Raw genomic sequence first — 23,918 nt, 5'->3', positions numbered from 1 at the left:
ATGGGGATTGGAGGAACCGAACCATGCCCCGCTTCAGCCATACGATAGACAGCCATGTTTACCAGTTCGCCAGCCTGAAAACGCTGCTGGCGAAGGCCACGCCGCCCCGTTCGGGCGATGTGCTGGCCGGCGTGGCGGCAGCCAGCGCGCGTGAACGGGTGGCGGCGCAGCTGGCGCTGGCGGACGTGCCCTTGTTGACTTTTCTCAATGAGGCGCTGGTGCCGTACGAAGACGATGAAGTCACGCGCCTGATCATCGACACCCACGAGCGCGCCGCCTTTGCGCCGATTTCCCACCTGTGCGTGGGCGACTTTCGCGACTGGCTGCTCGATGACGCGACGGATACGCAAACGCTGTCCGAGGTCGCCGCCGGCATCACGCCGGAAATGGCGGCCGCCGTCTCAAAAATCATGCGCCTGCAGGACCTGGTACTGGTGGCCCGTAAGTGCCGGGTCGTCACATCGTTCCGCAATACCCTGGGCCTGGAAGGCCGCCTGTCCACGCGCTTGCAGCCGAATCATCCGACAGACGATGCCACGGGCATTGCCGCCGCCATCCTTGACGGCCTGCTGCTGGGCAGCGGCGACGCCGTGATCGGCATCAACCCCGCCACCGACAATGTGGCGCAAGTGGTGTCATTGCTGCAGCTGCTCGACGCCGTCATTGATCAATATCAGATTCCCACGCAGTCGTGCGTGCTCACGCACATCACCAACACCCTCGAAGCGATCCGCCGCGGCGCGCCCGTCGACCTGGTGTTCCAGTCGGTGGCGGGCACGCAGGCGGCCAACCGCAGCTTCGGCATCGATTTGTCCCTGCTGGCCGAGGGGCAGGCGGCGGCCCTGTCGCTGGGGCGTGGCACGGTGGGCAACAACGTCATGTATTTCGAGACGGGGCAGGGCAGCGCCCTGTCGGCCGGCGCGCACCACGGCATGGACCAGCAAACGTGCGAAGCGCGCGCGTATGCGGTGGCGCGCGCGTTCCAGCCGCTGCTGGTCAATTCGGTGGTGGGCTTCATCGGCCCCGAGTATCTGTACGACGGTAAGCAGATCATGCGCGCGGGGCTGGAAGACCATTTCTGCGCCAAGCTGCTGGGACTGCCCATGGGCTGCGACGTGTGCTACACCAACCATGCGGAAGCGGACCAGGACGACATGGATGCCTTGCTGACCATGCTGGGCGTGGCCGGCTGCAATTTCATCATGGGAGTGCCGGGCGCGGACGACATCATGCTCGGCTACCAGAGCACCTCGTTCCACGACGCCCTGTATGCGCGCCGGGTGCTGGGCTTGCGTCCCGCGCCGGAATTCGAAGCCTGGCTGGCACGCATGCGGATCACGGATGCGCAGGGCCTTTTGCATACGGCGCTGGCGCCCGCCTTCCAGGCGGCCCTGCTGCGCCTGGACACCTAGGGGGACGCATGGACGGGAACCTTCCTTGGCAAGCCCTGCGCGCGTACACGGCGGCGCGCATCGCGCTCGGACGCCGCGGTGTGAGCGTGCCGACCAAGGCACAGCTGGCGTTCCAGCTGGCCCACGCGCAGGCGCGCGACGCCGTGCACTTGGCGCTCGATGGCGAGGCCCTGGCGCAGGCACTGGCGGAGCAGGGGCTGGCCAGCGTGCAGCTGCACAGCGCGGCCGCCACGCGCGCCGACTATCTGCAACGCCCCGACCTGGGACGCCGCCTCGACGACGCTTCACGCCTGCGGCTGGCCGCCGGTGCCACGGGAGCCGACCTGGCGCTGGTGGCGGCCGACGGCCTGTCGGCGCTGGCCGTGCAGCGCCATGCGGCGCCCTTCCTGGCCGCCTTGCGCGAACGGCTGGCGCTGGAAGCGTGGACGCTGTCGCCGGTATGCATCGTGGCGCAGGGACGGGTGGCCATCGGCGACGAGGTGGGGGAATTACTGAAGGCGCGCGCCGTGCTGGTGCTGATCGGCGAGCGGCCTGGCTTGAGTTCCCCGGACAGCCTGGGCCTGTACCTGACGTGGGCGCCCGAAGCAGGTTTGCTGGACGAGCGCCGCAACTGCATTTCGAACGTGCGCCCCGAGGGGCTGGCGTATGCGCAGGCCGCGTACCGGCTGCACTACCTGCTGTCGCAGGCGTTCAGCCGGCAGCTGTCGGGCGTGGGCTTGAAGGATGAAACGGTGGCGGAAGGCGCGGCCCTGGCGGGCGCGCGCAACTTCCTGCTGGCGTGATCAGACTTCGCGGATTTCGTCCAGCGGCCAGCGCGGGCGCACGTTGAACGAGTAATCGTGCTTGGCGGCGTCGGGATTGATTTGCAGGCGCATGGCGCCGGCAAAGGCGATCATGGCGCCGTTGTCGGTGCAGAATTCCAGCTCCGGGTAATACACTTTAAAACGCTTCTTGGCGGCCGCCGCGTTGAGCGAGGCGCGCAGTTGCGCGTTGGCGCCCACGCCGCCGGCGATCACCAGGCGTTTCAAGCCCGTGTGCTTGAGGGCCGAGACACACTTGGCTGTCAGCACGTCGACGATGGCGTCGACGAAGCCGCGCGCGATATTCGCCTTGTCCTGTTCGCAGATATTCGCGATGACTTTTTCTTCATGGTTTTTCACCACCGTCAGCACGGCCGTCTTCAGGCCGGAAAAGCTGAAGTTGAAATCCTTCGAGTGCAGCATGGGGCGCGGCAGCTTGTAGGCCAGCGGATCGCCGAATTCGGCCAGGCGCGAAATGGCCGGGCCGCCCGGATAACCGAGGCCCAGCAGCTTGGCCGACTTGTCGAACGCTTCGCCGGCCGCATCATCGAGCGTTTCGCCCAGCATCGTGTACTGGCCCACGCCATCGACGCGCATCAGCTGCGTGTGGCCGCCCGACACCAGCAGGGCGATGAAGGGGAATTCCGGCGGCTCGGACGCCAGCAAGGGGGAGAGCAGATGGCCTTCCAGGTGGTGGATGCCCAGCACCGGCTTGTTGATGGCCAGGCCCAGGCTGCAGGCGACGGACGATCCGACCAGCAGCGCGCCGGCCAGGCCCGGCCCCTGCGTATAGGCGATGGCGTCGATCTCGGGCAGGGTGATGCCGGCCTTGGCCAGGGTTTCTTCCAGCAGCGGGATGGCGCGGCGGATATGGTCGCGCGACGCCAGTTCCGGCACCACGCCGCCATATTGCTCGTGCATGGCGACTTGCGAATAGAGGGCGTGCGACAGCAGGCCGCGTTGCGTGTCGTACAAGGCCAGGCCGGTTTCGTCACAGGAGGATTCGACGCCAAGAACAATCATGAAGGTGCTAAATAGGGAGGAGTAATCCGCCATTGTAAAGGAAAGCCGGGCAGTCCACCGTGCGGCCGGCGCACCATTTCGGCGGCAGTGTGCACTTGCGCAGTGCGCCGCGGGCCGGTTTTCCCCCGGCTTTTGGCCATTCTTCGCCTGTGCGGCACTGGCACCGCTCTTGCTTAGAGGTGCATGTGCCTTTCTCAAGGGAGCTAGCGATGTCGGAACAATGGAAAATGATTTGCCGCCTGAAGGACATGCCGCTGGCGGGCGCGCGCATGGTGCAACGGGGCCTGGCCTGGCAGGATTTGCCGGGCGTGGCGCTGTTCCGCGCGGCTGACGATACGGTGTATGCCTTGCTCGACACGGTGCCTTGTCTGGGCGGCCCGCTGGCGCATGGGGTGCTGATGGAGAAAAACCTGATGGGGCCGAAAAACAGCTGGATCATCGAACTCGATTCGGGCCGCCTGGTGGCGCCCGTGCAGGGCATGGCGCGCCTGTACGCCGTGCGCATCATGGACGGGCGCATCTACCTGGATGTCAATGAACTCAATATCCCGGCCAGCAAGGCGGAACAGGCGCTGGCGGGATCGTTCGCCGTGCTGCCGCATGTGCAGATGGCTTGATATGTCTCTTGGTGGTGTCGGCTTACGCGCTGTGCGCTAAGCCAACCTACGCATTGACGCGCCCGTCGGGTAGGTCGGATCAGGCCCACAGGGCCGTAATCCGACAACATTGTTGGCCGTAATATTTTACGCCGGGCGATTGACGAGGTGCGCATGCGCATCGCGCAGCATGGTCGCTGTCGTGTCCCAGTCGATGCAGCCGTCGGTGACGGAGCAGCCGTAGGTCAGTTGCGACAGGTCTTGCGGAATCTTCTGGTTGCCGCCAACGATGTTCGATTCGATCATCACGCCCACCAGCGAGCGGTTGCCCTGGCGGATCTGGTTGACCACGTCGGCCATCACCAGCGGTTGCAGTTCCGGCTTCTTGTAGCTGTTCGCGTGCGAGCAGTCGACCACCAGGTTGGCCGGCAGCTTGGCCTTGGCCAGTGCCTGTTCGGCGATGGCGATCGACACCGAATCGTAGTTCGGACGACCGTCGCCGCCGCGCAGTACGACGTGGCCATACGCGTTGCCGCGCGTGCGCACGATGGCCACATTGCCTTCGCCGTTAATGCCGAGGAAGGAGTGCGGGTGCGCCGACGACAGAATCGCGTTGACGGCGATGCTGATGTCGCCATCGGTGCCGTTCTTGAAGCCGACCGGGGTCGACAGGCCCGACGACATTTCGCGGTGTGTCTGCGATTCCGTGGTGCGCGCGCCGATAGCGGTCCAGGCGATCAGGTCGCCCAGGTATTGCGGCGAGATCGGGTCCAGCGCTTCGGTGGCGGTGGGCAGGCCCAGTTCGCATACGTCGAGCAGGAACTGGCGCGCCTTTTCCATGCCTTCGTTGACCTTGAACGAGTCGTCCATGTACGGATCGTTGATATAGCCTTTCCAGCCCGTGGTGGTACGCGGTTTTTCGAAATACACGCGCATCACCAGCAGCATCGTGTCCTTGACTTCCTCTTGCAGCGCTTTCAGGCGGCGCGCGTAATCGAGGCCGGCGACGGGGTCGTGGATGGAGCACGGGCCGACGACGACGAACAGGCGCTGCTCCTTGCGGTCGATGATGTTGCGCAGCGCTTCGCGGCCGCGGCTGACGGTCTCGAAGGCGCTTTCCGACAGGGGCAGCTTGGCGTGCAGTTCGGCCGGTGTCGGCATGGGCGCGAAGGAGGTGACGTTGATATTTTCGATGTCTGGCGTATTCATGATTCTGGCTCGGCTTTCGCTATTGCGTTCTTTAAGAGGCAATAGTGTAGCGGAAATGCGGCCTGGCGGCGGGGATGGCGCCAAAACGGGAATGCCTCAGTTGTTTTTATGGCAGGGCCGGCACGCCGCCGGCCCCCTGTGTGCTCAATGGCCGCCGGCCAGGCTGGCGCCAAAGGTGTAGCGGGCGATGCGCTGGTAGTTGCCGGCCAGCTCGGGCGGCCGGGGCAGGCCGGGATGGCGCCGCACATGGTCGAGGATGGCGCTTTCGTGCTGGCGTATCTGTGCGTCCAGGCAGGCGACCTGCTGGCGCACGAGGGCGTGCAGCGCATGCTGGCCGGCCTGCAGGTGCGCATCGAGGCGCGCCGATTCCTGCCGGCGCACGCCTTCCATGGCGTGCAGGCGGCGCAGCCACAGCCGTAGTTCCACATAGGCGGGCGAGGGCGGCGTCCAGCGCGCAGGGCGCCTGTGCTCGCAGTAGTGGGCCAGCACCGCGGCGCTGTGCGCCGCGTCCCCGGGCAAGTCATGGCTGCGGATATATTCTTCCAGCTGCGCGGGCTGGGCATCGCAGACCAGCATGCCCATGTCTGCCAGCATGCGGGCCGGCGCCTCGCTGTACGGCATATCGAGGCGCATGCAGACGCGCAAGCCCATGACGGGCACGTCGTTCCTTTGCAGCCAGCTGCGCAGCCAGCGGTAGCCGGCCACGTCGTTTTCCAGCACCTTGCACAGCATTTCGCCGCCCGAGAGCAGCACGGCTTTCAGCTGCAGCTTGCTCGTCTCGATGCCGACGAAGGCGCTTTCCCTTTTGCTTGCGTGTTCCATGATGAGTCCCCCCTGTGCAGTCATATACGCAGCGGTGGCGCGTTTGGATGCAGTCGTGATGCAATTCATCCAAATAGCGTGAAAGACTGTTGCATTGGCGCCTATGGCGTCTTTCAGCCCCTCTGCAAGGGGAAAAATCCGTGTAAGCTGGCGCCATGACGACTGTTTCCATCCCCCATACCGATGTGGCCGGTGAGCCATTTCCCGCTGCACGTTTCATCAAAGAAATAGGACGCGGCAAGAACGGTGCGCGCAGCATGACGCGCGACGACGCCCGTACCCTGTACCGCGCCATGCTTGAGGGCCGCGTGTCGGACCTGGAACTGGGCGGCATTTTGTTATCCATGCGCATCAAGGGCGAGTCCGTGGATGAGATCGCCGGCTTCCTCGACGCTGCCGAAGCATCGTTCGCGCCGCTGGCCGCGCCGGCCGGCGAATTTGCCCCGATCATCATTCCCAGCTACAACGGCGCCCGCAAGATGGCCAACCTGACGGCGTTGCTGGCGCTGCTGCTGGCGCGCGCGGGCGCACCCGTGCTCGTGCATGGCGTGACCAGCGATCCGGGCCGCATCACCACGGCCGAGGTGCTGGCCGCGCTGGGCGTGCCCGCCTCGCCGGACCATGCGCAAGCCGAGGCCGCCATGGCCCGCGGGGAAGCCGCCTTCCTGCCCATCGCCGCGCTGGCGCCGCGCCTGGCGCACATGCTGTCCCTGCGGCGCGTGCTGGGCGTGCGCAATTCCACGCATACCCTGGTGAAAATCATGCAGCCGTTCGCCGGGCCGGCCCTGCGCCTGGTGTCGTACACGCATCCGGAATACCTGGAAATGCTGGGTGAATATTTCCTGACTGCCTCTGATCCTGCACGCGGCGACGCATTCCTGATGCGCGGCACGGAAGGCGAGACGGTAGCCAACGCCAACAAGGCGCAGCAGATCGACTGGTTCCATGGCGTGGAGCGCACGGTGCTGGTGGAAAAGCAGTTGCTGGTGGAAGAGTTGCCGCATTTGCCGGCCGAGCGCGATGCGGCCACCACGGCCGCCTGGATCACTGCCGTGCTGCGCGGCGAGGTGCCCGTGCCGCCATCGATCGCCGAGCAGGTGGAGCAATGCCTGATGGCATCGCGGCAGATTGCAGCACGGCCGCGCTAGCCGCGTCGCCGCAGTTTACAATGGCGTCTTTGTAATCAGCGGTGACCGGAATTCTTATGGCAAAACAATTTGATGTGGCAGTGATCGGCGCGGGCGCGGCCGGCATGATGTGTGCGGCTGTTGCCGCCCAGCAAGGCAAGCGCGTGGTGCTGATCGATCACGCGGCCAAGCTGGCCGAAAAGATCCGCATCTCGGGTGGTGGACGGTGCAATTTCACCAATATTAACGCCACGCCACAAAATTTCCTCTCGGAAAACCCGCATTTCTGCAAGAGCGCGCTGTCGCGCTACACGCCGCAGGATTTCCTCGCGCTGGTGAAAAAATACCGCATCGGCTACCACGAGAAGCACAAGGGCCAGCAATTCTGCAATGAGTCGGCCGAGCAGATCATCGACATGCTCAAGGACGAGTGCGCCGCTGGCGGCGTGCACTGGCGCATGCCGTGCAAGATCGACAATGTTGTCCAGCAAGATGACGGTAGCTTCGTGCTGCAGACCGATAGCGGCGACATCGAGACGGCCAGCATCGTCATCGCCACGGGCGGCCTGTCGATCCCGAAGATCGGCGCGACGGATTTTGCCTACCGCATCGCCAGGCAATTCGATTTGACGATGGTCGAGCCCCGTCCGGCTCTGGTGCCGCTGACGTTCGATGCGGCCAGCTGGGCGCCATTCGCGGAACTGTCCGGCATCGCGCTGGAAGTCGATGTGGAAACGGGCAGCCTGAAAGGCCGCAAGGCAACGGGCGCGCGTTTCCGCGAAGATTTGCTGTTCACGCACCGCGGCCTGTCGGGCCCGGCGATCCTGCAGATTTCCAGCTACTGGCTGCCGGGCGAACCCATCGTCATCAATCTGCTGCCGGAAGTGGACGTGGCGCAGACCTTGATCGAAGGCAAGGGCACCCTGAAGAAGCAGCTGGGCAATATCGTCGCGCAATGGCTGCCGCAGCGCCTGGCCGACTGTTTGCTGGCCGTCAACGGCCTGGCGCCGGATGCGCGCATCGCCGACATGCCCGACGCGCAGCTGCGCAAGCTGGGGCTGGCCATCAACGCCTGGTCCATCGTGCCGAACGGTTCCGAAGGCTACCGCAAGGCGGAAGTGACGCGCGGCGGCATCGACACGCGCGAACTGTCGCAGCAGACCATGATGGCCAATAAAGTGCCGGGCCTGTATTTCATCGGCGAAGCGGTTGACGTGACGGGCTGGCTGGGCGGCTACAACTTCCAGTGGGCCTGGGCTTCCGGCGTGGCGGCAGGTATTGCCTTGCAGTAATAATCAGTTGTCATTTTGGCGCGACAAGTGATTATTGGTGACAATGTTCTTGACTTCGATCAAGTGATGTTGAATACTTGGCATGTAAATTAATTTTTAGACATTTTTCATGCCTGGTGGTAATTAGTCAGGCATTCCCCTGACCATGCCCTGGAGTCGCCATGAAACGCCTGATCGCCACCGTCGCAGCAACCGTACTCACCAGCGCCGCCTTTGCCAGCACCCCCGTGCTGAGCAACGGTGGCTTTGAAAACAATTCCGTCGGTGGCGGCTACGTCTATGGCAATGTGGCGCCGGGCTGGAGCTTCACGGGCGGCGCCGGCGTGTCGGCCAGCTACACGGCGTGGAATGGCGTGGCGCAGGAGGGCAACGCCTTTGCTTTCCTGCAAAATACGGCATCGATCTCGCAAAGCTTCGTCAGCTCGGGCGCCGCCGACTACTCGTTCGCCTTCAACCTGGCGCTGCGTCCCGGCTACGATCAGGGCCAGGCCGTGACGGTCAGCCTCGATGGCAGCCTGCTGGGCCAGTACGCGGTGACCAGCACGGGCTGGACCAGCTTCAACGTGAACGCGCTCAACATCGGCGCCGGCAGCCATACCCTGAGCTTTGCCGGCATCAACCCGAACAATGCCTACGATACCTCGGCCTTCCTCGATGGCGTCAGCATGAACGTCAGCGCCGTGCCGGAACCGGGCACGTACGCCATGCTGCTGGCGGGCTTGGGCCTGCTGGGCTTCATGGCGCGCCGCCGCAAGAGCGCCATTTGAGGTAAACTGCTGCCAGGATGCGTGGTTTACACCACAGCCGGGCAGCAATCTCAGGCTGCATGCCGCACGCAAGTGGGGGAGGGGCTTCCCTTTCCGATTAAAAGCTGCTACTATCTATCTCTTCCTATACACCACCTCAACGGTTTGAATTTTACATGACCACTATTCGCCTTAAAGAAAACGAGCCGTTCGAAGTCGCAATGCGTCGCTTCAAACGCACCATCGAAAAAACGGGTCTGCTGACCGAATTGCGCGCTCGCGAATTCTACGAAAAGCCAACAGCTGAGCGCAAGCGCAAGCTGGCAGCTGCTGTAAAGCGTCATTACAAACGCATCCGCAGCCAACAACTGCCGAAAAAATTATTCTAAGACTGTTCAGTCAGAACCAACCCGGGTAGTTCGGCGCATTGTTCGCCACGGGTTTTGTTTTGATTCGCCTGGAGTGATACTTCAGATGAGTCGCATACCCGCTCCGGTTCGCCGCAGCGGGTTTTCGCTTTTGTGGCCGCCTGCTTGGTTCACACATGAGCATCGAACCCCACTTACCAACACGAGGATTGCCATGAGCTTGAAAGAACAAATTACCGAAGACATGAAAAACGCCATGCGCGCCAAGGAAGCGGGCAAGCTGGGCACGATTCGCCTGTTGCTGGCGGAAATCAAGCGCAAGGAAGTCGACGAGCGCATCGAATTGACAGACGCCCACGTGACGGCCATCGTGGAAAAGATGATCAAGCAGCGCAAGGATTCGATCACCCAGTTCGAGGCCGGTGGCCGTGCCGATCTGGCCGACATCGAAAAAGCCGAGCTGGTGCACCTGACGGGCTACATGCCTGCCGGCCTGTCCGACGAAGAAGTGGCGGCCGAAGTGGCTGCCGCCGTGGCCGCCTCGGGCGCCGCCGGTCCGCAAGACATGGGCAAGGTCATGGCCATCGTCAAGCCGAAGCTGGCGGGCCGCGCCGACATGACCGTGGTGTCCGCCCTGGTCAAGAAAGCCTTGACGCCGGCAGCGTAAGCATACAATAGTAGCAAGGGCTGCCAGCCATCGCGCTGGCAGCCTGTTAACAGCCCACACGTTGACCTGGCTCAACCTCAGGCCGCGTGCGGTAGTATAGTCTGACCTATAACAAGACCCGCCCTAGCCAGTGATACCTCAATCCTTCATTTCCGATTTGCTCAACCGCGTCGATATCGTCGATGTCGTGGGGCGCTATGTGCAACTGAAAAAAGGTGGCGCCAATTTCATGGGCTTGTGCCCGTTCCACAGTGAAAAATCGCCCAGTTTTACCGTCAGCCCCACCAAGCAGTTCTATCACTGTTTCGGCTGTGGCGCGCATGGCACCTCGATCGGCTTCCTGATCGAATACTCGGGCATGGGCTTTGTCGACGCCGTCAAGGACCTGGCGCAGAACGTGGGCATGGTTGTGCCGGAAGCGGACGACAAGATCCCGCCGGCCCAGCGCGCGCAGATCCAGGCGCAAAGCATGGCCCTTTCCGACGCCATGACGCAGGCGTGCGATTATTATCGCGGGCAATTGCGCCACGCGCCGGAAGCCATTGCCTATCTGAAGAACCGGGGCTTGACGGGCGAAGTGGCCGCTCGCTTCGGCATGGGTTTTGCGCCCGGCGGCTGGGATAACCTGCGCTCCGTCTTCCCCGACTACGACGTGGTGGCCCTGGCCGAGGCTGGTCTCGTGATCGACAAGGTCGATGAAGAGGGCAATAACCGCAAGCGCTACGACCGTTTCCGCGAGCGCATCATGTTCCCGATCCGCAATACCAAGGGGCAGGTCATCGCCTTTGGCGGCCGCGTGCTCGACCATGGTGAACCGAAATACCTGAACTCGCCGGAAACCCCCTTGTTTTCCAAGGGTTTTGAATTATATGGGCTGTTCGAGGCGCGCCAGGCCATCCGCGACGCCGGCTATGTGCTGGTGACGGAAGGCTACATGGACGTGGTGGCGCTGGCGCAGATGGGTTTCCCGCAAGCGGTGGCGACCCTGGGTACGGCGTGCACGCCCACCCACGTGCAAAAACTGCTGCGCCAGACCGATAACGTGATTTTCAGCTTCGACGGCGACAAGGCCGGCCGCCGCGCCGCCCGCCGCGCGCTGGAGGCGAGCCTGGCCCATGTGTCGGACAATAAAACCATCAAATTCCTGTTCTTGCCGTCGGAACACGATCCGGACAGCTATATCCGCGAATTCGGCGCCGAAGGCTTCGAGCAGCAAGTGCATGAAGCCATGCCGCTGTCGCAATTCTTGCTGAAAGAAGTGTCGGGCGAGCATGATCTGTCGGAACCGGAAGGGCGCGCCCGCGTGCAGTTCGACGCCAAGCCCCTGCTGCAGCTGATGGCGCCATCGTCGCTGCGCCTGCAGATCGTGCGCGGCCTGGCGCAGTTGACGCAGTCCACGCCGGCCGAGATCGAAGCCCTGTTCGAGCTGGCGAAACCCGTTGCCGTGGCGCGCCGTGCGCCGCCGAAATCGGGCCGCCCTGTGCCCGTGGGTCTGGAATTGAAGATCATGCGCATGCTGGTGGCGCATCCGCCCCTGACCATGCGTATCGACGAGGCCGCTCTCACCGCCTTCCAGCACCTGGGGCCCGATGCGGCGCACAGCCTGGGGCAACTGGTGGCCGTGGGCCAGGCGCTGGGCGAGCACGGCAGTTTCGCCGCGCTGGCGCAGCAGTTGAAGGAGCTGGGCAGCGAATACGACGAGATCATCGGCGAGATCGCGGCCGGCACGGAGTCCGATTACGACAGCGAATTGTCGTGGCTGGTGAGCACCATCCGCGAGATCAAATTGAATGCCTTGAAGGCGGAATTGCAGCAATTGTTCGCGTCGGGTTTGCCATCGGAGAAAATTGGTGTACGCTACCGCGAAATCATGCAGGAGCAAGGCGACCTGGAGCGCGAGCGCGATGCCGAGTTGGTGAATCGCTAACCTTGCTCTGAGGGTATGGCGCGCACTGGAAAAACATTTTTCGCGTGCTATAATTAAATGCTAAGTATTGTGTGCTTTGGCAAGCTAGTTCTGTTTCGTAAATAGTATTTGTTTTCAGTAAGTTAGGCTCTTGATCGGCGCGGTGGATCGTGTCGGCAGCCAGGGCCAACTGGCGTTTTCGGCGTTGCGGGCAAGGGCTCGCAGACGCTGGCAAGCCGCGCCAGGCTCTCGCTCCCAACGCGGTCGATGCAGGAATTTTTGCCGAGACGGCTGGCAACAGCCGGTGGACAGGAATTGCTGCGCTTCCCGCGGATCGTGGCCGATGAGGTGTAAGTAACGTAACAGTGTCGAATTTGCGTTGTCCGCAGGTTCGAAGATGGTGGTTCCCGCAGGTAGACAGGGAACTGGCAGCAAACTTTATCCTAATCCACCGTAAAGCAAGTCGTTGTGTAATCGAAAGCGCCTGTGCCAATCAAGAAACCCGAATCCAAAGCGGCTGTAAAGCCCACTAAAGTTACCACGAAAGCCGAAAAGGCGCTCGACCGGCCAGAAGCGCGCGTCACCAGCGCGCCTGTGGTCAGCCAGACCACCGATGCCGCCACCCTGGCGGCGATCGATACGTCCGGTTATGTCTTGCCGTCGGTAAAAGTGCCGGGCCGCCGCGGCCGCAAGCCAAAAGAATTCCAGCCAGAAAATGATGAAGTCGCCGCCCTGAACGCCGTCGAGCGGGCTGAACTGAAGGCCGTCGACAAGGCCAAGGCGAAGGATCGCAAGGCGAAAGAGCGCGCGCTGCTGAAGGACGCTTTCTCGTCCGACACGGAAGCGAGCGAGGAAGAACTCGAGCGCCGGCGCCAGAAACTCAAGACCCTGATCAAGTTCGGCAAGGAGCGCGGTTTCCTGACCTATGCGGAAATCAACGATCACTTGCCTGAAAACATCGTCGATCCGGAAGCCATCGAAGGCATCATCGGTACCTTCAATGACATGGGCATCGCCGTCTACGAGCACGCGCCCGATGCGGAAACGTTGTTGTTGTCCGATAACGTTGCCGTCGTCACCAGCGATGATGAGGCGGAAGCGGCAGCCGAGGCCGCATTGTCGACCGTCGACTCCGACTTTGGCCGCACCACCGATCCCGTGCGCATGTACATGCGCGAGATGGGCTCGGTCGAGCTGCTGACGCGCGAAGGCGAGATCGAAATTGCCAAGCGGATCGAAGATGGCTTGAAAGACATGATCCAGGCCATTTCCGCCTGTCCCGTGACGATCGCCGAGATCATCGCCGCCGCCGACCGCATTGCCAACGAAGAGATCAAGATCGACGAAATCGTCGACGGCCTCGTCGATGAAAACGAACCGGTCGCCGCCGCGCCTGTCGTGGCCGCTCCCGTCGAAGAAGACGAGGAAGAAGGCGAAGCGGAAGAAGAGGAAGTCGAAGAAGAGGAAGAGGCGAGCGCTTCCGGCGCAGCCGGCTTCTCCGCCGAGCAGCTGGAAACCCTGAAACGCACGGCGCTGGAAAAATTCGCCATCATTTCGCAGCAATTCGACAAGATGCGCCGCGCCTTCGAGAAAGAAGGCTACAACTCGAAACCCTACGCCAAGGCGCAGGAAGCCATTTCGCAAGAGTTGCTGGGCATCCGCTTCACGGCCAAGGTCGTGGAAAAGCTGTGCGACACCCTGCGCGGCCAGGTCGATGAAGTGCGCCATATCGAAAAGCAGATCCTCGACGTGGCTGTGAACCGCTGCGGCATGCCGCGCGCCCACTTCATCAAGGTCTTCCCGGGCAATGAAACCAACCTCGACTGGGTCGATGGCGAAGTCAACGCAGGACACGCGTACAGCGCCATCCTGGGCCGCAACATTCCGACCGTCAAGGAACTGCAGCAGCGCCTGATCGACCTGCAGGCGAGGGTCGTCTTGCCGCTGCCGGACTTGCGCAACATCAACCGCCAGATGGCGGCCGGTGAAATGAAGGCGCGCAAGGCCAAGCGCGAAATGACGGAGGCCAACTTGCGCCTGGTTATTTCGATCGCCAAGAAATACACGAACCGCGGCCTGCAATTCCTCGACCTGATCCAGGAAGGCAATATCGGCCTGATGAAGGCCGTCGACAAGTTCGAGTATCGCCGCGGCTACAAGTTCTCGACGTATGCGACCTGGTGGATCCGCCAGGCCATCACGCGCTCGATCGCCGACCAGGCGCGCACGATCCGGATTCCCGTGCACATGATCGAGACGATCAACAAGATGAACCGGATTTCCCGCCAGATCCTGCAGGAAACGGGCGCGGAACCCGATCCGGCCACCCTGGCGATCAAGATGGAGATGCCCGAGGACAAGATCCGCAAGATCATGAAAATCGCCAAGGAACCGATCTCGATGGAAACGCCGATCGGCGACGACGACGATTCCCACCTGGGCGACTTCATCGAGGACAACAACACCCTGGCGCCGGCCGACGCGGCCCTGCACGCCTCCATGCGCGGCGTCGTCAAGGACGTGCTCGATTCCCTGACGCCACGCGAAGCGAAAGTGCTGCGCATGCGTTTCGGCATCGAGATGTCCACCGACCACACCTTGGAAGAAGTGGGCAAGCAATTTGACGTGACGCGCGAGCGCATCCGCCAGATCGAAGCCAAGGCGCTGCGCAAGCTGCGTCACCCATCGCGCTCCGACAAGCTGAAAAGCTTCTTGGAAGGCAACTAGAAGCCAATAGGGCTTGACGCGCGCCCCTGATACCCCTATCCTCGCGTGTCCGTTTCCAAAACGGCCGCGCGAGGCGGGCTTCAACAGCGCCGCCACGCCGCAGTCCCCGGGCCTCTAGCTCATGCTTGGTTAGAGCAGCGGACTCATAATCCGTTGGTGCCGTGTTCGACTCACGGGAGGCCCACCATTATCTTGCAACTGCAATTTGAAATTTTTCGATTTGTGGTTGCGTTCTTCTTCTGCCTGCGCCTCAAAGGCCACGGCAGGGTCTACGCCAGCTTCTTTTACGATCTTCAGGGCCGTATTGAAGTCTGGCATACGCTCCCCCTTCACATACTTCACCAGCGTTGAGTTTGGCAGTCCCCACAACTTGGACATCGCCAGCGTTGGACTGTTCGTTTGCTGGCCGGATTGACCCTCTCAGTTTGACCCTCCCTCCAGGTTCTGGCGAACGCCGCGACCCTATCGTAAGACCCCTCGAATCCCAATTCCTTCAAGTCTTCATGGATCTGTTTCAGCGTACGCCGCTGCTTGCGTGATCGCGCCGCTTCGGTCTTCAAGAGCGCAGAAAGCTGGAACGCGTACTTATCGATGGCGCGGGTAGAGCGCCGCTCTGAGTAAGTCGGTTCAACGGTTTCTGATCGCAGATAGCGTCGGACGGTGTTTCTAGAGATGCCTAAACGCCTGACTATCTCTCTCAAAGGGACCTGGTCGCGAATGTGCCAGCGTCGAATAATGCCTAGTAATGCCACGTCGATCACTCCAATTCCCCACTCAATGTTATGAGCAGGATTGTGTCTTATACGTGGGTCAGTTTCGTGTGCAAATTATGCGGTGAAGTGGGTCAGATTTCGATGCAAATCAATATGTAACGGTCAGCCTGTATTTCTGCCGCTACAGCCGCATGGTACAAGGCGTTAAAACGTTGTGATATTGAAGAATTTAGGTGGCATGATTTGCGCCATACATGGACAAGCTGGCATTTGCAACGTGGTACACCATTGCATGCTTTGCAGGAGTTGGGAGGTTGGAAATCAGCCCAAATGGTTCGACGCTATGCGCATTTCTCAGCTGGGCATCTGGCCACGCATGCGGCAAACTTGCCGGTGCTTATGATTGCTACTTGATGTGTTTTATTGGTTGTGTTATTTTGTTTTCAAACAACATTTTTAATTTCCTGGTTGTGATAATTTGTCTTTAATGCATTTTTGTTTTAAGGAAAAAAATGACTCATAATTTTGAACGTTTGCGAGATCATATCTTACCGCTCTCACACTCCCAGGTATTTGAACAAGCTCGCTTAGAGTGGCGGCTCGACTCAGTGGAAGTTAGTGATGAGTTCGATTCATGTCCGTGCGGCAAGGATATTAAAGAGCATTGCTACATCAGAAATACCGTTACGGGTAATCAGACGTATGTAGGAAACGTGTGCGTCAATCGTTTCATGGAAATAGATACGGGTACATTATTTTCTGGTCTTAAGAAAATTAAGGCTAACCCTACTGCAAATGCAAATTTAGCTGTTATTGAATATGCGGAAAGTAAGGGGTTTCTTTTTGAGAAGGAGTTAGCTTTCCTTACGCAAACCGCTAGGAAGAGAAATTTAAGTGTTGCTCAGAAATCTTGGAAAGAGAAAATTAATACTCGCATCTTGAATGAGACCGTCGTCCAGCGCAGAACGACTAGATAAAAAACTGGAACGAATCCACTGTTCGAAAGCCGTTTTTTGCATGTTGGCAAGATAGATCATGTGTCTCAAAATCCGTTGATATCGTGTTCGACTCACGGGAGGCCCACCAGAATTTAGCAGTAATAGAACAAGCCCCGGCGGGCAACTGCTGGGGCTTTTTCATGCTGTCGTACAATCGCGGCATTGCGATTGACGAAGGATGAAACGAGATGACGGCTGAAGTGAAGATGGAAGATATCGTCGTGGGCGATGGCAAGGCGGCGGCGCGTGGTGCGCTGATTACGGCCCACTACCGGGGCTGGCTGGAAGATGGGACGGAGTTTGACTCGTCGCACAAGCGGGGCGAGCCTTTTCGCTGCGTGTTGAGCAATAACAAGGTGATCCAGGGCTGGATTCTGGGTTTGCAGGGCATGCAGGTCGGTGGCACGCGCAAGCTGCGGGTGCCGGCGCAGCTGGCGTATGGCGAGCGGCAGGTGGGCTTGATTCCGCCAAACTCCAATTTGCTCTTCGAGATTGAGTTGCTGGAAGTGCTGACGCGCGATTGATGTTTGGATGGTGCAATCAGGCCGATACGACTTCCGCTTTTTTCAGCAGCAGTTGCTCGATGTCGGCGCGCAGCGCCTGTTGCGTGGGGAAGGTGGCATAGCGCAAGGTGACGTAGCCGGCCAGCCTGAGCATGGCGTCGCGTTCCCTGTCCTGGCGTTCGCGGCCGTTGTGGCTGCTGTCGTCGAGCTCAATGACGGCGATGACGTTCAGTTGCCGGCTGCACAGGACAAAATCGGCCACCTTGCGGTCGAAACGGTTTCTGTTCGCCCATCCCTTTGCCGTCACCAGAGCGGAAAAAGCCACCTGCGCCAGTACCGTGCATTCCGGTAACGCTACCTGCAGCAAGTGGTACATCTGTTGCTCGCGCGCCGTCATGACGGGTTTTCTTTCCAGCCTTAGCGGCCTGCGGGAATTGCCCGTCTGGCGCTTGACCCGCATGACATAAAGCAGGACGAGCGCCACGATAATGATCAGGAAAGTGAAGTTCGGCATGGACTTGCTTCAGGGGGCGTAGTCCTGATGGTACGCGAGAAGCTGGCCGCTTTTGCACTTCTTCCCGCGCATTTCACATGATGCGTTTGTTGGAGATCAAGCCTGTTTCAGTTTGACTTGCATCATGTCCAGCATTGGCACGATGTCATGCAGGCTGGCCACTTCACAGGTGGGGATGGCAGTCGAGGTATTGGCCATGTTGTCCGGGTTGAACCAGCAACTGTCGATGCCGTAGCGGTTCGCGCCGAGGATGTCGGCGTCCAGCCGGTCGCCGATGATGATGGTCGTATCCTTGCTGAATGCGCGCGCCATGTTGGCGGCGTATTCGAAGAAGCGCACGTCCGGCTTGGCGTGGCCGCACGCTTCAGAGGTGGCAACGAAGGAGATGCAGTCACTCAGGCCGGAGGCGGCGATGCGGCGGTTCTGGATGGATTCGACGCCATTGGTGATGATGCCCACTTCGCCGATGCGCGACAGCGTTTCGCACACTTGTTTGGCGCCATCGATGAGCACGACCGTGTCCGGCAGGGAGTCCAGATACAGCCGGCTGGCCAGTTCCGGGTCGATGGCGATGCCGTTCATTGCAAACGTCTTGCGGAAGCGCTCCACCTTCAGGAAATCCTTGCTCACGTCACCCGTTTCGAAACGTTTCCACAGGTCGACGTTGATCGCCTGGTATTGGGAAAACAGCGCGTCGATGCCGTCGCGCAAGCCCAGTTCGTCCATAGTGTGCAGGAACGAGCGTTTTTCGGATGCCCGGAAGTCGAGCAGGGTATCGTCGAGGTCAAACAGGAATAGCTTGTATTTCATGGCGTGTCATGGAAAGGAACTTGTCTTGCATCGTAGCACGTAGCGATGAGTTCGGTTGCGCTGAGGAGTGCTAGCGAGTCGTCTATTTGTACTGAAACCTGACCATTTTCGTTCGCTACTCAAGGGCCACGATGCACTGTTTGACTCTTGGCAAATCCATGCGCAGGTAGCGCTCGGTACCGGCACGTCTCCCTTCGCTGGGCGGAGTGGGGATAGACAAGGCCTCGGCGTTCGCCGGCGGCTGATTCGCCGGATGGGGCAGCATGCGCACACCGTCGAGCCTGGCGGCGGGCAGGTTCCAGGTCGAGGGAGCCGCTTGTGGGGAAGAAACGGCGGCAACGTGCGCTGCGGCAATGGGCCGCATCGTCGTGGCCGCCATGGCTAATGCCAGCGGCTTCATCCGATGTCCGCCGCCGAACGGCCGAAGTAGATCACGCGGGCGCCGGGTTTGTGATTGCGCCATTGGCCGAAAATTTCAATGCCGCCAGGCACCTGGCGCATGAGGAGCGCCGCATGGTTGCCCTGCCGCAGGTTCTGATAGGCTTACATATCCACCCACCAGTTGAGCAAGGTTTCATCATCGTCGTCATCGAGGTTGACGTAGATATTGGCGAAGTACCATTCGACGCCCGTCGCTTCGCGGAAGGCGTCGAAGGGGCCGTTGACGTTGTAGATGCCGTGATGTCCCGGTACGCTGAAGGTGAGGTTGCCCTTGTACTGGCCATCCATCGTGCCGCCCAACTGGCTTTGCACGTCGCGTTCGAGCTGGTCCACTGCCTCTTGCGACACGTCGTCGGCATAGATCTGGATGCAGAAGTTACCGCCGCGCTTCAGTACTTCGGCAGGGGCCAGCGGGTTGGCAATGTTGACGATGTCGCCGCGCGCCAGGTTCAGGGTCAGGCCGGGCGAGGCCAGCAGTTCGTAGACGTGCTCGTCGATCTGGCGCGCAGGCAGGGTTTCATACACGGGACCCTTGGTGTTTTCGCCTGCCAGTACGCGGATGTGCGGCAAGCCTTCGCAATTGATGTCTTCCATTCATTCTTTCATAGTGCCGGCGCCACGCACTTTGGGCTGCGCCAGGGTGGGTTTATGGCAATATTGTACCGGGTGCGTGCCGGCTGGCCGGGTACGCAACGCTGCAAACGAGGAGACGCGATGGAGAATGTGGTGCAAACAGGCGGCTGTTTATGTGGCGCCGTGCGCTTCGAAGTGACAGGCGAGGGCGGCAATCCGCACAGCTGTTCCTGCCGCAATTGCCAGCAGCACACGGGCGCGCCGGCGGTGGCGTGGGTGGAGTTTGCGCGCGATCAAGTGCGCTGGACGGGGTCGGCCGGTGTGCCTGCCACCTACCGTTCTTCCGAATATTCCAGCCGGGCCTTCTGTGCCGCTTGCGGCAGTTCCATCGGTGCCATCGACGATGCGCCGACGGTGGCCTTGCTGGTGGGCAGTTTTGACGATCCTGCCCAGGCGGCCTTTGCACCCGAATATCACTCGTTTGACGATGTCAGGCCGGGCTGGTGGCACTTCGATCCGGCCGCCGCTGTAGCCGGGCCGGGCGGCGCAGGCAAATAGCCTGCGGCGCGTCAAACTGGCGGCGTGGCCAGGAAGGCGGGCAAGGTTTCCGCCGAGCGCGTGTAGGCGTGGATGGCCGGGTAATCGCTGGGTTTAACGATATCGGGCGTTTCCAGCTGGGCGAAGCTCCAGCCGACGGCGATGGTCACGCCCGCCTGGTCGATACTGCCAGTCTCGCCAGGCAGGGGCAGGTGCGCGCATTCCTGTTCCAGCGCGTTCCAGGCGGCATGCAGCTGCATGCTGACCCGTTCCAGCCACGGCGCATGTTGCTTGTCGAGCGGACGCAGCTTGCGTTCGTAGACGATTTGCACGGCTTTTTCATAGGCGGCCAGCGCGAGGCCCGTCAGGCGCAGCGCGCGCACGCTGTCGGCGAGGGCGGGGACGGCGGTGCCCGGACGCAGCAGCGATAGATAGTGGAGTATCAAGGTGGAATCCATCAGCACTTGCCCGTCGTCCAGTACCAGGGTCGGCACCTTGATGACGGGGTTGATCTCGCGCACGGCATCCATGTTGCGGAACACGGATAGCGGCAAGTGCTCGTAGGAAATTCCCTGCAGTTGCAAACAGATGGCGACCCTGCGCACATAGGGCGAGTCGAGCATGCCGATCAGTTTCATGGCCAGTCTCCGGGGTAGTCAGGAATATCTACGATACCCGCTTGCCTGCCCGTTTGCCAGCGTCGTGCTTAATTGTGTGCGCTGATGCCGCTGCGGAATTGTTCGAAACCGGCGCGCGCTGCCTTGTAGCAATTGCCGGCGGCCGCTTCCAGGCCTTCGCGGTCGAGCACTTCGACCGTGCCGCGGCGGTACTGGATCAAGCCTTCGTCCTGCAGTTTGCGGGCGGTGACGGTGACGCTTTCGCGGCGCACGCCCAGCATGTTGGCCATGGTGTCTTGCGTCACCTTCAGTTCGTTCGACAGTGAACGGTCGAGGCGGTCCAGCAGCCAGCGGCACAGTTTTTGCTCGATGCTGCAATGACGGCCGCCCACCACGTTCTGTGCCATTTGCGCGAACATGGCGCTGGTGTAGCGCATCAGCAATTGTGCCAGCGCGCCGCCTTCATCGAACACTTCGCGCAGGAAGGCTGTTTTCAAGCGATAGCCGTAGCCGGCCGTCTGCACGATGGCCGTGCAGGTGGCGCGCTCGGCTTCGTACAGCACCACGCCAGCCACGCCTTCGCGGCCGATGACGGCGATCTCGGTGGTGGCGCCGTCTTCCATCACATACAACAGGGAAACGATGGCGTTGGTGGGGAAGTACGTGTGTTCAATCTTGCCGCCGCAATCGAACAGGTGCTTGCCCGCAGGCAAAGCGACCAATTCCAGTTGGCAGAACAGGCGCTCCAGATCGGTGCGCGACAAGGCGCGCAGCAATTCGTTCTGTTGTGCGCCCGTGATGCTGATCATCGGGGTGGCGGGAGCAGCTTGCCAGTTGTGCTGGGCGGCGGCGTGGTTATTCGTTGCTGGGGTCAGGTTGCTATAAGCTTTGTACATGGTAGGGCCTCGTCTTCTGATTTTGTTGGATGGCGCTGCTTTTCTGGCTTGCTAGCGTTGTGCTGAATCTTGTATCCACTATAGGACCAGGGGCCGCGGACGGGCATCGGATGAGCCGACGCGCTTATGTAGGCTAGGAACATTGCCTCGTGTCATCCGACTCCTACGCCTGCTGCTGCATTTTTCCCTGTAGAAACAACGTTGCCTGGAAAAAATACGCCGCCTTGCCCGCTACCCGTGAACTTTGGCCGCATACCTTGATCAAACCCCTCTGCACTGCAGTACGACGGTGATAAGATGTTGCGCTGCGGAAATTCGACTGGTGTTTCGGGATGCGCTGCTGTCCTTGTCCTCCATCACTGTTTACTTCCGCTGCAGCCTGCCCTCACTGCCCGCGCCGTGCATTTGCCGGAGCGCGGCCATCTTGTCCCGTTTACCCGTCTAATGAAGGAACGCAACGCATGAAATGGTTTTTTGATCTGAAAATTGCCACCAAGCTGATCTTGTCGTTTGGCGCCGTGCTGCTGTTGACGGCCGCGCTGGGCGTGTCGGCGATCTTTTCCATGGCGCGCATCAATACCGCGTCGACGGACCTGTCCGCCAACTGGATGCCCAGTGTGCTGGCGGCCATGTCCATGCGCAGCGATGTCAGCGATTTCCGCCGCTGGGAACTGGCGCACATGCTGGCCGCGCAGGATGCCGACATGGCGCAGAACGAAACGCGCATGACGGAAACCCAGGCCAAGCTGAAGGTGGACGGCGATAAGTACCGCAGCCTGATTTCCGAACCGGGCGAGCAGCAAGTATTCGAGCGCTTCCTGGCGCTCAACGATGAATTCATGCGCCTGCATGCAACCATGCTGAGCCTGTCGCGCGAGATGAAGAAGGAAGAGGCGCGCGCCCTGGCCGTGGGGCCGTCCGCCAAGGTCATGGCGGACATGATGGTGACCCTCGATAAGCTGGTGTCGATTAACACGGATGGCGGCGTGCGCTCGAGCGCCAGCGCTGATGCAACGTATGCGGCCTCGCGTGCCAGCCTGATCGGCTTGCTGGTGGGCAGCGTCGTCATCGGCATGCTGCTGGCGCTGTGGGTGGCGCGCAGCGTGGCGCGTCCGCTGATCGAGGCCGTCGGCGTGGCGCGCCAGGTGGCGGCTGGCGATTTGACGGCGCATATCGTTGTGCAATCGCAAGACGAAACGGGGCAATTGATGCAAGCCCTGAAAGACATGAATGCCAGCTTGCAAAAGCTGGTGGGCCAGGTGCGCAGCGGCACCGATACGATTGCCACGGCGTCGAGCCAGATTGCCGCCGGCAACCAGGATTTGTCGTCGCGCACGGAAGAGCAGGCCAGTTCGCTGGAAGAGACGGCTTCGTCGATGGAGGAACTGACTTCGACCGTGAAGCAGAATGCGGACAATGCGCGCCAGGCCAACACCATGGCGCTGACCTCGTCGAGCATCGCCATCGAGGGCGGCAAGGTTGTCGGCGAAGTGGTGGGCACGATGGCGTCGATCAATGCCTCGTCGCGCAAGATCGTCGACATCATCGCCGTCATCGATGGCATTGCTTTCCAGACCAATATCCTGGCCCTGAATGCAGCCGTCGAGGCGGCGCGCGCAGGCGAGCAGGGACGCGGCTTTGCCGTCGTGGCCACGGAAGTGCGCAATCTGGCGCAACGCTCGGCCGCCGCGGCCAAGGATATCAAGGTCTTGATCGGCGATTCGGTCGAGAAAGTCGAGGCGGGGTCAAAACTGGTGGATCAGGCGGGCCGCACGATGGATGACATCGTGGCCAGCATTACCCGCGTGACGGATATCATGAGCGAGATCACGGCCGCCAGCAGCGAGCAGAGCGCTGGTATCGAGCAGGTTAACCAGGCGATTGCCCAGATGGACCAGGTGACGCAGCAAAATGCGGCCCTGGTGGAAGAGGCGGCGGCAGCGGCCGAATCGATGCAGGAGCAGGCCGCCAGCCTGAGTGACGTGGTCAGCATCTTCAAGCTCGACGTGGCCAGTGCCGCCGCAACCCGGCCGCGCGCGCCAGTCCTCGTCAAGGCGCCGGCCGCCGTGACGCCGGCAGCGGCGCCGCGTCAATTGGCCGACACGGCGCGTCGCACGGCGCCAGTGGATGAGTGGGAAAGCTTTTGATTAAGCGCGCTTGCGCGGTTTTTTGACGCCCTTAGTGGTGGGCGCGGTAGCGGCTTGCTGGCGCTGTTGCCACGCCCTCAGGGCCTCTTCGTAGGCGGCCAGGTCTTCCTGGTACATTTCCAGTACGCAAAAGGTGCAACCGCTGTGGCAACACTCGTCATTGCCCGGTTTGCTGGGCGCTTGCGGTTGCGGATCGTGGGGTAAAGGCGGGGTGGGCATGGTGAGGGCAGGGGGCGGCGGAAGAGGCATCGGAGCTGGCATCGCAGTTGCCATCATACGGCATCCCGGCGTGCCGTTGCTGGAACGCTTTTTGCTCAAAAATCACGGTTTCCGTGTACAGTTGCGGTGAATTAGGGTATCGTTTACAGCACTGATATTGTATCTTCTGCGCGCGATGTTCCGCCGGCGCGATCTCCGCCGCCATCGCAGCACATCTCTTCGACGCTCCCGCATACGCCCTACAGCATGTCCCGG

The 23,918-nt window shown here is 61.2% G+C and carries 24 protein-coding genes, 1 tRNA gene and 2 pseudogenes; 16 read left to right on the top strand and 11 right to left on the bottom strand.

The annotated features are described in order from the left end of the window. The first annotated feature begins 23 nt into the window (after window positions 1–23). Together CSQ92_RS16360 and eutC are read left to right on the top strand one after the other, a co-directional pair. Window positions 24–1,412: an ethanolamine ammonia-lyase subunit EutB gene (locus tag CSQ92_RS16360; RefSeq protein ID WP_099394794.1), complete on the top strand. Its 1,389-nt coding sequence runs from the start codon at window positions 24–26 to the stop codon at window positions 1,410–1,412. An 8-nt stretch (window positions 1,413–1,420) separates the two neighbouring features. Next, complete coding sequence (gene eutC, locus CSQ92_RS16355; protein WP_099394793.1) at window positions 1,421–2,194, top strand: ethanolamine ammonia-lyase subunit EutC; 774 nt, start codon at window positions 1,421–1,423, stop codon at window positions 2,192–2,194. Here the strand turns inward: eutC and tsaD are convergent, their stop codons facing one another. Then, window positions 2,195–3,235, bottom strand: a complete 1,041-nt coding sequence (gene tsaD / locus CSQ92_RS16350) for a tRNA (adenosine(37)-N6)-threonylcarbamoyltransferase complex transferase subunit TsaD (RefSeq protein ID WP_034779881.1) — start codon at window positions 3,233–3,235, stop codon at window positions 2,195–2,197. A gap of 209 nt (window positions 3,236–3,444) precedes the next feature. Here tsaD and CSQ92_RS16345 point away from each other — a divergent pair, with 209 nt between their 5' ends. Next, the gene (locus CSQ92_RS16345) at window positions 3,445–3,852 is read left to right on the top strand and encodes a nitrite reductase (NAD(P)H) small subunit (protein WP_034779878.1); all 408 of its coding nucleotides are present in this window, start codon (window positions 3,445–3,447) and stop codon (window positions 3,850–3,852) included. A gap of 126 nt (window positions 3,853–3,978) precedes the next feature. On the opposite strand, the gene CSQ92_RS16340 is transcribed toward CSQ92_RS16345, so the two are convergent. Together CSQ92_RS16340 and CSQ92_RS16335 are read right to left on the bottom strand one after the other, a co-directional pair. Further along, entirely contained in the window at window positions 3,979–5,040 is a 1,062-nt protein-coding gene (locus CSQ92_RS16340) for a 3-deoxy-7-phosphoheptulonate synthase (protein ID WP_099394792.1), read from the bottom strand. Between the two features lie 144 nt (window positions 5,041–5,184). Continuing rightward, on the bottom strand, window positions 5,185–5,862 hold the full coding sequence (locus tag CSQ92_RS16335) for a hypothetical protein (protein WP_143450376.1): 678 nt from the start codon (window positions 5,860–5,862) through the stop codon (window positions 5,185–5,187). A gap of 155 nt (window positions 5,863–6,017) precedes the next feature. On the opposite strand from CSQ92_RS16335, the gene ybiB reads away from it, so the two are divergent. The 8 genes from ybiB (at window position 6,018) to CSQ92_RS16295 (ending at window position 14,882) form a co-directional block, all read left to right on the top strand. Next, entirely contained in the window at window positions 6,018–7,010 is a 993-nt protein-coding gene (gene ybiB / locus CSQ92_RS16330; protein WP_099394790.1) for a DNA-binding protein YbiB, read from the top strand. 56 nt (window positions 7,011–7,066) lie between these two features. Continuing rightward, window positions 7,067–8,281 carry an NAD(P)/FAD-dependent oxidoreductase gene (locus CSQ92_RS16325; protein WP_070254317.1) on the top strand — a complete coding sequence of 405 codons (1,215 nt, stop codon included), beginning with the start codon at window positions 7,067–7,069 and terminating at the stop codon, window positions 8,279–8,281. Between the two features lie 161 nt (window positions 8,282–8,442). Then, window positions 8,443–9,048, top strand: a complete 606-nt coding sequence (locus CSQ92_RS16320) for an FxDxF family PEP-CTERM protein (RefSeq protein WP_092608033.1) — start codon at window positions 8,443–8,445, stop codon at window positions 9,046–9,048. A gap of 155 nt (window positions 9,049–9,203) precedes the next feature. Next, complete coding sequence (rpsU, locus tag CSQ92_RS16315; RefSeq protein WP_008451879.1) at window positions 9,204–9,416, top strand: 30S ribosomal protein S21; 213 nt, start codon at window positions 9,204–9,206, stop codon at window positions 9,414–9,416. Window positions 9,417–9,609: 193 nt separating this feature from the next. After that, window positions 9,610–10,062, top strand: a complete 453-nt coding sequence (locus CSQ92_RS16310; protein WP_034746974.1) for a GatB/YqeY domain-containing protein — start codon at window positions 9,610–9,612, stop codon at window positions 10,060–10,062. Between the two features lie 130 nt (window positions 10,063–10,192). Then, window positions 10,193–11,989 carry a DNA primase gene (dnaG, locus tag CSQ92_RS16305; protein ID WP_070254315.1) on the top strand — a complete coding sequence of 599 codons (1,797 nt, stop codon included), beginning with the start codon at window positions 10,193–10,195 and terminating at the stop codon, window positions 11,987–11,989. Window positions 11,990–12,454: 465 nt separating this feature from the next. After that, window positions 12,455–14,695 (top strand): RNA polymerase sigma factor RpoD, encoded by a 2,241-nt coding sequence (rpoD, locus tag CSQ92_RS16300; protein ID WP_034779848.1) that lies wholly within the window; start codon window positions 12,455–12,457, stop codon window positions 14,693–14,695. A 108-nt stretch (window positions 14,696–14,803) separates the two neighbouring features. Continuing rightward, a tRNA-Ile gene (locus tag CSQ92_RS16295) sits at window positions 14,804–14,882 on the top strand. Between the two features lie 244 nt (window positions 14,883–15,126). Here CSQ92_RS16295 and CSQ92_RS29420 read toward each other — a convergent pair. Continuing rightward, window positions 15,127–15,456: pseudogene (locus CSQ92_RS29420) on the bottom strand (IS21 family transposase); the annotation flags it as partial. Window positions 15,457–15,591: 135 nt separating this feature from the next. Between CSQ92_RS29420 and CSQ92_RS16285 the strand changes: the two are divergent. From CSQ92_RS16285 to CSQ92_RS16275, 3 genes and pseudogenes are all read left to right on the top strand, one after another. Further along, window positions 15,592–15,822: pseudogene (locus CSQ92_RS16285) on the top strand (tyrosine-type recombinase/integrase); the annotation flags it as partial. A gap of 98 nt (window positions 15,823–15,920) precedes the next feature. Further along, the gene (locus CSQ92_RS16280; protein ID WP_099394788.1) at window positions 15,921–16,385 is read left to right on the top strand and encodes a hypothetical protein; all 465 of its coding nucleotides are present in this window, start codon (window positions 15,921–15,923) and stop codon (window positions 16,383–16,385) included. A 209-nt stretch (window positions 16,386–16,594) separates the two neighbouring features. Next, a complete protein-coding gene (locus CSQ92_RS16275; RefSeq protein WP_099394787.1) occupies window positions 16,595–16,930 on the top strand; it encodes an FKBP-type peptidyl-prolyl cis-trans isomerase in 336 nt (111 codons plus the stop codon). Window positions 16,931–16,946: 16 nt separating this feature from the next. Here CSQ92_RS16275 and CSQ92_RS16270 read toward each other — a convergent pair whose 3' ends face one another. The 4 genes from CSQ92_RS16270 to CSQ92_RS16255 form a co-directional block, all read right to left on the bottom strand. Then, entirely contained in the window at window positions 16,947–17,423 is a 477-nt protein-coding gene (locus CSQ92_RS16270) for a DUF2726 domain-containing protein (protein WP_099394786.1), read from the bottom strand. A 96-nt stretch (window positions 17,424–17,519) separates the two neighbouring features. Then, window positions 17,520–18,233: a YjjG family noncanonical pyrimidine nucleotidase gene (locus CSQ92_RS16265; RefSeq protein WP_099394785.1), complete on the bottom strand. Its 714-nt coding sequence runs from the start codon at window positions 18,231–18,233 to the stop codon at window positions 17,520–17,522. A 115-nt stretch (window positions 18,234–18,348) separates the two neighbouring features. After that, window positions 18,349–18,633, bottom strand: a complete 285-nt coding sequence (locus tag CSQ92_RS16260; protein WP_099394784.1) for a hypothetical protein — start codon at window positions 18,631–18,633, stop codon at window positions 18,349–18,351. A 143-nt stretch (window positions 18,634–18,776) separates the two neighbouring features. After that, complete coding sequence (locus CSQ92_RS16255; protein WP_034779835.1) at window positions 18,777–19,268, bottom strand: DUF4265 domain-containing protein; 492 nt, start codon at window positions 19,266–19,268, stop codon at window positions 18,777–18,779. Window positions 19,269–19,388: 120 nt separating this feature from the next. Here CSQ92_RS16255 and CSQ92_RS16250 point away from each other — a divergent pair, with 120 nt between their 5' ends. Further along, the gene (locus CSQ92_RS16250) at window positions 19,389–19,805 is read left to right on the top strand and encodes a GFA family protein (RefSeq protein ID WP_070254309.1); all 417 of its coding nucleotides are present in this window, start codon (window positions 19,389–19,391) and stop codon (window positions 19,803–19,805) included. An 11-nt stretch (window positions 19,806–19,816) separates the two neighbouring features. On the opposite strand, the gene CSQ92_RS16245 is transcribed toward CSQ92_RS16250, so the two are convergent. Beyond that, window positions 19,817–20,422, bottom strand: coding sequence for a glutathione S-transferase (locus CSQ92_RS16245; RefSeq protein ID WP_099394783.1), 606 nt, complete (start codon window positions 20,420–20,422; stop codon window positions 19,817–19,819). A gap of 68 nt (window positions 20,423–20,490) precedes the next feature. Further along, window positions 20,491–21,210, bottom strand: coding sequence for a Crp/Fnr family transcriptional regulator (locus tag CSQ92_RS16240; protein WP_099394782.1), 720 nt, complete (start codon window positions 21,208–21,210; stop codon window positions 20,491–20,493). Between the two features lie 548 nt (window positions 21,211–21,758). On the opposite strand from CSQ92_RS16240, the gene CSQ92_RS16235 reads away from it, so the two are divergent. Next, window positions 21,759–23,444, top strand: a complete 1,686-nt coding sequence (locus tag CSQ92_RS16235) for a methyl-accepting chemotaxis protein (protein WP_099394781.1) — start codon at window positions 21,759–21,761, stop codon at window positions 23,442–23,444. On the opposite strand, the gene CSQ92_RS16230 is transcribed toward CSQ92_RS16235, so the two are convergent. Continuing rightward, window positions 23,445–23,663 carry an oxidoreductase-like domain-containing protein gene (locus tag CSQ92_RS16230; RefSeq protein ID WP_099394780.1) on the bottom strand — a complete coding sequence of 73 codons (219 nt, stop codon included), beginning with the start codon at window positions 23,661–23,663 and terminating at the stop codon, window positions 23,445–23,447. Window positions 23,664–23,918 lie beyond the last annotated feature (255 nt).

This window comes from Janthinobacterium sp. BJB446 (assembly GCF_002735655.1).
Classification (GTDB): domain Bacteria; phylum Pseudomonadota; class Gammaproteobacteria; order Burkholderiales; family Burkholderiaceae_D; genus Janthinobacterium; species Janthinobacterium lividum.
The sequence above is the reverse complement of the archived record's forward strand: the minus strand, read 5'-3'. Positions and strand labels throughout refer to the sequence as shown.

Bases quoted from the DNA above. Each gene is read 5' to 3' on its own strand.
- tsaD (WP_034779881.1), bottom strand. From the start codon at position 3,235: ATGATTGTTCTTGGCGTCGAATCCTCCTGTGACGAAACCGGCCTGGCC.
- CSQ92_RS16245 (WP_099394783.1), bottom strand. From the start codon at position 20,422: ATGAAACTGATCGGCATGCTCGACTCGCCCTATGTGCGCAGGGTCGCC.
- CSQ92_RS16235 (WP_099394781.1), top strand. From the start codon at position 21,759: ATGAAATGGTTTTTTGATCTGAAAATTGCCACCAAGCTGATCTTGTCG.
- CSQ92_RS16345 (WP_034779878.1), top strand. From the start codon at position 3,445: ATGTCGGAACAATGGAAAATGATTTGCCGCCTGAAGGACATGCCGCTG.
- CSQ92_RS16240 (WP_099394782.1), bottom strand. From the start codon at position 21,210: ATGATCAGCATCACGGGCGCACAACAGAACGAATTGCTGCGCGCCTTG.
- CSQ92_RS16335 (WP_143450376.1), bottom strand. From the start codon at position 5,862: ATGGAACACGCAAGCAAAAGGGAAAGCGCCTTCGTCGGCATCGAGACG.
- CSQ92_RS16270 (WP_099394786.1), bottom strand. From the start codon at position 17,423: ATGCCGAACTTCACTTTCCTGATCATTATCGTGGCGCTCGTCCTGCTT.
- CSQ92_RS16280 (WP_099394788.1), top strand. From the start codon at position 15,921: ATGACTCATAATTTTGAACGTTTGCGAGATCATATCTTACCGCTCTCA.
- CSQ92_RS16275 (WP_099394787.1), top strand. From the start codon at position 16,595: ATGACGGCTGAAGTGAAGATGGAAGATATCGTCGTGGGCGATGGCAAG.
- eutC (WP_099394793.1), top strand. From the start codon at position 1,421: ATGGACGGGAACCTTCCTTGGCAAGCCCTGCGCGCGTACACGGCGGCG.
- rpsU (WP_008451879.1), top strand. From the start codon at position 9,204: ATGACCACTATTCGCCTTAAAGAAAACGAGCCGTTCGAAGTCGCAATG.
- CSQ92_RS16230 (WP_099394780.1), bottom strand. From the start codon at position 23,663: ATGCCCACCCCGCCTTTACCCCACGATCCGCAACCGCAAGCGCCCAGC.
- CSQ92_RS16255 (WP_034779835.1), bottom strand. From the start codon at position 19,268: ATGGAAGACATCAATTGCGAAGGCTTGCCGCACATCCGCGTACTGGCA.
- CSQ92_RS16340 (WP_099394792.1), bottom strand. From the start codon at position 5,040: ATGAATACGCCAGACATCGAAAATATCAACGTCACCTCCTTCGCGCCC.
- CSQ92_RS16265 (WP_099394785.1), bottom strand. From the start codon at position 18,233: ATGAAATACAAGCTATTCCTGTTTGACCTCGACGATACCCTGCTCGAC.
- CSQ92_RS16250 (WP_070254309.1), top strand. From the start codon at position 19,389: ATGGAGAATGTGGTGCAAACAGGCGGCTGTTTATGTGGCGCCGTGCGC.
- CSQ92_RS16310 (WP_034746974.1), top strand. From the start codon at position 9,610: ATGAGCTTGAAAGAACAAATTACCGAAGACATGAAAAACGCCATGCGC.
- CSQ92_RS16320 (WP_092608033.1), top strand. From the start codon at position 8,443: ATGAAACGCCTGATCGCCACCGTCGCAGCAACCGTACTCACCAGCGCC.
- CSQ92_RS16260 (WP_099394784.1), bottom strand. From the start codon at position 18,633: ATGAAGCCGCTGGCATTAGCCATGGCGGCCACGACGATGCGGCCCATT.
- CSQ92_RS16360 (WP_099394794.1), top strand. From the start codon at position 24: ATGCCCCGCTTCAGCCATACGATAGACAGCCATGTTTACCAGTTCGCC.
- CSQ92_RS16325 (WP_070254317.1), top strand. From the start codon at position 7,067: ATGGCAAAACAATTTGATGTGGCAGTGATCGGCGCGGGCGCGGCCGGC.
- ybiB (WP_099394790.1), top strand. From the start codon at position 6,018: ATGACGACTGTTTCCATCCCCCATACCGATGTGGCCGGTGAGCCATTT.